The sequence below is a fragment of the Acidiphilium sp. JA12-A1 genome (assembly GCF_000724705.2).
Classification (GTDB): domain Bacteria; phylum Pseudomonadota; class Alphaproteobacteria; order Acetobacterales; family Acetobacteraceae; genus Acidiphilium; species Acidiphilium multivorum.
Window position 1 is genome coordinate 1 of the sequence record NZ_JFHO01000189.1, and the last position, 4,431, is coordinate 4,431.

The 4,431-nt window shown below is 63.5% G+C and carries 5 protein-coding genes; all 5 read right to left on the reverse strand.

What is annotated here, in order from left to right; genetic code table 11:
* On the reverse strand, window positions 1-1,149 hold a 1,149-nt coding region (locus RT91_RS19135), incomplete at its 3' end, for a type IV secretory system conjugative DNA transfer family protein (protein ID WP_240314369.1).
* Window positions 1,146-2,213 (reverse strand): P-type DNA transfer ATPase VirB11, encoded by a 1,068-nt coding sequence (gene virB11, locus RT91_RS19140; protein ID WP_051788393.1) that lies wholly within the window; start codon window positions 2,211-2,213, stop codon window positions 1,146-1,148. The genes virB11 and RT91_RS19135, both read right to left, overlap by 4 nt.
* On the reverse strand, window positions 2,210-2,530 hold the full coding sequence (locus tag RT91_RS19145) for a hypothetical protein (protein ID WP_035189395.1): 321 nt from the start codon (window positions 2,528-2,530) through the stop codon (window positions 2,210-2,212). Before RT91_RS19145 ends, virB11 begins: the two co-directional genes overlap by 4 nt.
* Window positions 2,527-3,663 (reverse strand): type IV secretion system protein VirB10, encoded by a 1,137-nt coding sequence (virB10, locus tag RT91_RS19150; protein WP_035189397.1) that lies wholly within the window; start codon window positions 3,661-3,663, stop codon window positions 2,527-2,529. The genes RT91_RS19145 and virB10 overlap by 4 nt, the downstream gene beginning before the upstream one ends.
* A partial coding sequence (locus RT91_RS19155; protein ID WP_035189399.1) for a TrbG/VirB9 family P-type conjugative transfer protein occupies window positions 3,653-4,431 on the reverse strand: 779 nt, incomplete at its 5' end. The genes RT91_RS19155 and virB10, both read right to left, overlap by 11 nt.

Consider the following 4,431-nt stretch of genomic DNA (forward strand, 5'->3'; position numbering starts at 1 on the left):
GGAAACGAGATCCGCATAAGCGGCGGTTGAAAGCCAGGCCGTGTCTTGGGTGGCGTTCTTGTAGATGCCGCTAAAGGTCTCATCCACGATGTCCTTCAAGCTACCGGCGAGATCGCGGGCGAGGCGGCTTTGCGAGTTCTTGTGAATATGGGCCAGGACGTTCCGCAGCTCCTTTTCGGGCGTGACGATGGCCGCACGGACGGCGCGCAAGGTCTTTTCGTGCGGGTCCAGGTGTTCGTCCCAGAGCATATGCGCGAGCAGCGCCGTCACCAGCTCCTTGCCGCTGTTCTTGAAGAAGGAAGCGTTTTCATCGCCGCCTGCTTTGGTATCGCCGCAAACCCACTCAACCACGGCCTGAACGTCGATTTCCGCGAGAGGGGAGGACACATCGATCCAGTCCAGCACATTGAACCCGATTTCGCGGGCCGTGCGGGGATCGAGCATATAGACCTTGTGGCCCATGGCCTCGCGCGCCTGGCGCAGCATCGGCCCCAGCTCCACCGAGGGGTCAAGGACAATGGCCGAGCCGGTCCATGTCAGCAGCGTGGAGATGGCCGTCGTCGTCTTATAGCCGCCCGATCCGGCGAACATCATGCAATGGGTCGAGCCAATCTCGCAGGGATCGATCAGCAGGGGCGCCTTGCCCCCCTGCCCCCAGCTTGTGCGATCCTTCGGCCGGAACGGCATGCTGGCAACGCTATCGCGGTGAACCTCATACGCCTCGCCCACGACAAGCCCGCCATATTCCGGGGCTGGCCCCGGAAACCGGGCGCGGGCCTCCTCCATCGTCATCCAGCGGGCATGACCATGATTGTCGGTTGGGGCGCGGATCGGCGCATCGACGGGCTTTGTCGGGGCGTGATCGCGGCGCAGTGACCAGCCGGTGACGCGGCGGCCGCGCACAAGCTGAATGACCCCAGCGAGGAAGGGGATCGCGAAGGCCGGCACGCCGCTGATGACCAGCCAGACACGTACGATCGGGTCTCCGCTGGCCTCGAAAAGATAGAGCCACCATTGCCAGAACGGATGCCGGAAATGCCGGAACAGCCCAGTTCCGATGAGGAAGATCATCGTGGCGAGGACGGTGAAGAACACCAGGCCGAGCACCAGGCCGACAAGGAGCCGCATCACGCCACGCCAGGTCATCATGCGGCCCGCAAGAGGCTGGCGGCCGTCTCGCCGCGCCTGGCGGCGTCCGGCCCGAACCAGACCTTGCCAATCCGGTACGTGGTGCCGGAGGTCTCGAACGGGATGATGAGATCGACGGCCGCCGCGAGCAGATCGCAAAGCGTGGCGTCATCGAAGCCAGCGCCCTTCGGGGAGCCCTTGATGAGCGAAAACAGCTTCTTGAACGCCTGGGCCGGGTTGGCGCCGTGAATGGTGGTGATCGAGCCCGGATGCCCGGAAACCACCTCGTTCACATAGGTCCATGCCGCATCGTCGCGCAGCTCTTGCAGGAGCACCCGATCCGGCCGCATGCGCAGGCTGGCCTGCAACAGCGCCTCGGCGTCGATTTTTGCGGTGGAGAGGCCGTCTTTCGAGTAGAGCAGCCGGACATGATTCGGTTGCGGGATCACCAGCTCCGCCGTGTCCTCGATCGTGATGATCCGCTCTGCCATGGGGATCGCCGAGATCAGCGTTTTGCTCATCGTGGTTTTGCCGGACCCGGTGGCGCCACAGAGCAGGATGGTCATGCGGCAGCGCACGGCCGCCGCAAGGAAGCCCTCAAGATCGCCGGAATCGTAGTAGTCCAGGGCTTCCGCGAAATTCCGGGCTTCCCGGTTTTCCGCCCAGCTGTTCCACCCGTCCGACTGATACCGGGAGGTGACGGAGGAGAGCGGCGCGACCGTCGAGCCAGGCCGGCGGATCGTCAGGCTGACCGTGCCCGTGGGCACGGCCGGCGGCAGGCAGACTTGCAGCCGTTCGCCGCCCGGCAGTTCAGTGGAGCAAAGCGGCGAGGTGGGGCCGACATCCTGACGGCGCAACGCGCCGGCGAGCACGGCAATATCTTCCAGCGCTGACCGGTCGAGCGGCATCTTGTACCGCTCGAAAACGCCGCGCTGGCGCACCCAGCACTCGCCGGGCCGGTTGATGCACAGCTCCTCAGTGGCCCCATCGTTCAGCCAGGGTTGCAGCGGGGCGAGCAGGAAGCGGAGCAGCGGCGCGGCCGGGCTTTCCGCCACGAGGTCATCGGAAAATTCGGCGTCGTTCATAGTTCCCCCCGCTTTTTAGCCCTGATGACCATGGCCGCGTGCCAGATTTTCAGAGCCAGGAAGATCAGGCCGAGGCCGGCCGAGCTATGGATGACCGCGGCTGATTGATGGCCGAGCAGTTCCAAGATGATCAGGACGAGCCACAGTCCCAGAAGCGTGCTGTAGAGCCAGCCTTGCCGGAGAAATTTTTGCCGCCGGCGCGCGTGACGACGATCTTGCCATTGAATGTATTTGACGGCGGCCTTTTCGACATGGCGATTGAGCCGCCGTCCTGCCTGCGTCAGGCGGTCCAGGTGGGGGCGCCACCCCTCCCTCACGGCGAGACAACCGACAGCTTATAGACCTTGGAGAAATTCAGATCGCGGGCGACGAAGATCGAGACATTCTCGCCCTGGTGCTTGGTCAGCGTGGGCGGAATGTCGATCGTGTGTTGCAGTGTGGTGTTGGCGATCTGGTTCGTGCTGGAGTTCATGTATTCCAGATACGTGTTGCCGGCGCTGTTCTGGGCGGCGTTCGCCGCCACCTGCAACGAGCCGCCGATGATCGTCATCATGATCGCCGCGCCGAACCGCTCGAGGAAATGGTTGTTGACGGCCCCCGCGACGCCAGCCCGGCCGAGGGGATCGGCCGCCGGTGAGGCGAGCTGAATGGCGACGTTTTGCGGCGTCACCGCGCGGTCCCAGAGGATGAAAAGTCGGTCCTGGCCTTGCACCAGGCCCTCGCGAACCTCGCCCAGCACCTGCGTCCCCTTGTCCAGCAACGTCACCGTGCCGGTCATCGAACGCACCGGCTGCGGCAACACGCATTTGACGAAGCCCGGTAGGGTCGAATTGATCGCGGTTTGCAGCGTGCAGGGAATGATGGTGCCGGCCGCGATCGTGAAATTCGGGTGCGCGATCATCGAGGCATCGGCCGCACTGAATTGATCCGCGTCGAGCTTGTTCGCGAAGGCTGTAGTTTTCGTAGACCTCGCGGAGGGAGCGCCATTCTGGCCCACGGTGTTGCTGGCAGGTTGCGCGGATGATCCACCGCCAGTTTGGTTGAATGCCATGATCGGTGCCTTGAGCGCTTTCATGGCCGGGGATTCCTGCTGATTAGTCAGGAACGGATTGTGAAACCCCGTGTTCTGCTTTGGCGGCAGGGGGAGGCGGGCAGGTTTCGAGGGAGGTGTCGTGCCGCTGCTGGCATTGTTGACGAATGGCCGGCCCTCAGTCCCGCCTGTCACGGCGCCCTTCTGGGCGAGCTTTGGCTCATGATGTGCAGTGAGCCGGGTCACCACGAGCACGACGCCAGCGCCGAGCGCGCAGGCCAGGAGAATGCCGCCGATCTGGCGCCTGTTGAGGTGCTGCTGGCTGGCGACCGCAGATTGTTCCTGTTCGACCGGCGACGGCGCCGCGTTGGTGTGTCGTATCGGCCCATAAGGGCGGTCGGGCGTGTCCTCATTTGCCATTGTTGAACGTCCTCATTTCGCGCTCGACATCCGGGCTGATCGTGTGCGTGCCTGGCGTGGCGCCGGTCGGGTTGTATTTGAGGTCATAAATGTCGAGGGCCGTATGCCCATCGCGCAGCCGCCATTCTGGCGCGGTGCCCGGCACAACAACCGTATTCCCGTTGACCGAATAGTTGGCCGTTGCCTCCTTGCCGTCCGGCTGGACATAGAAAATGGCCGGGATGCGCTGCATGGCCGGGAACGTGAACACGGTTGAATAGCCGTTGTCCCAGACCTCGGCGGGGGCCAGCTGATGATCGCCCCGGGCGACATACTCGTAATTGCGCGGTCCCTGATATTGATCGACCGTTGCCGCGTTCATGACAGCGCGCGCTTCATCAAGGCGGCTCTTGGCTTCCTTCTGGATAGCCTTCGCTTCGGCCGTCTTCCGCTTGGCAAGCCGGCGCTCATACGCCTGGTGCGGATAGGTGAACACCACGGCGTAATCGACATTCTCGCCGGCGCCGAGGTGCTTGTTCACGGTCTCGAACTGGAAAAAGTAATGGCGGAGCTTGCCGTCGCTGGTCTTGCAGAGGACCGCGATCGGCTGTGCCGGCAGAATGCCGGTTGGCTTGATGAAAAGGTAATTCTGGACCGGGACGACCTTGAGATAGGCGCTATCGCTCTCCGCGACGGAGACGACCTTTTCACCCGTGCCGAACTGGACTGTCAGCGCCGCACCCGGTGCAGTCCAAATGTCGGTGACGTTGCCGGACTGATAGGGCACAT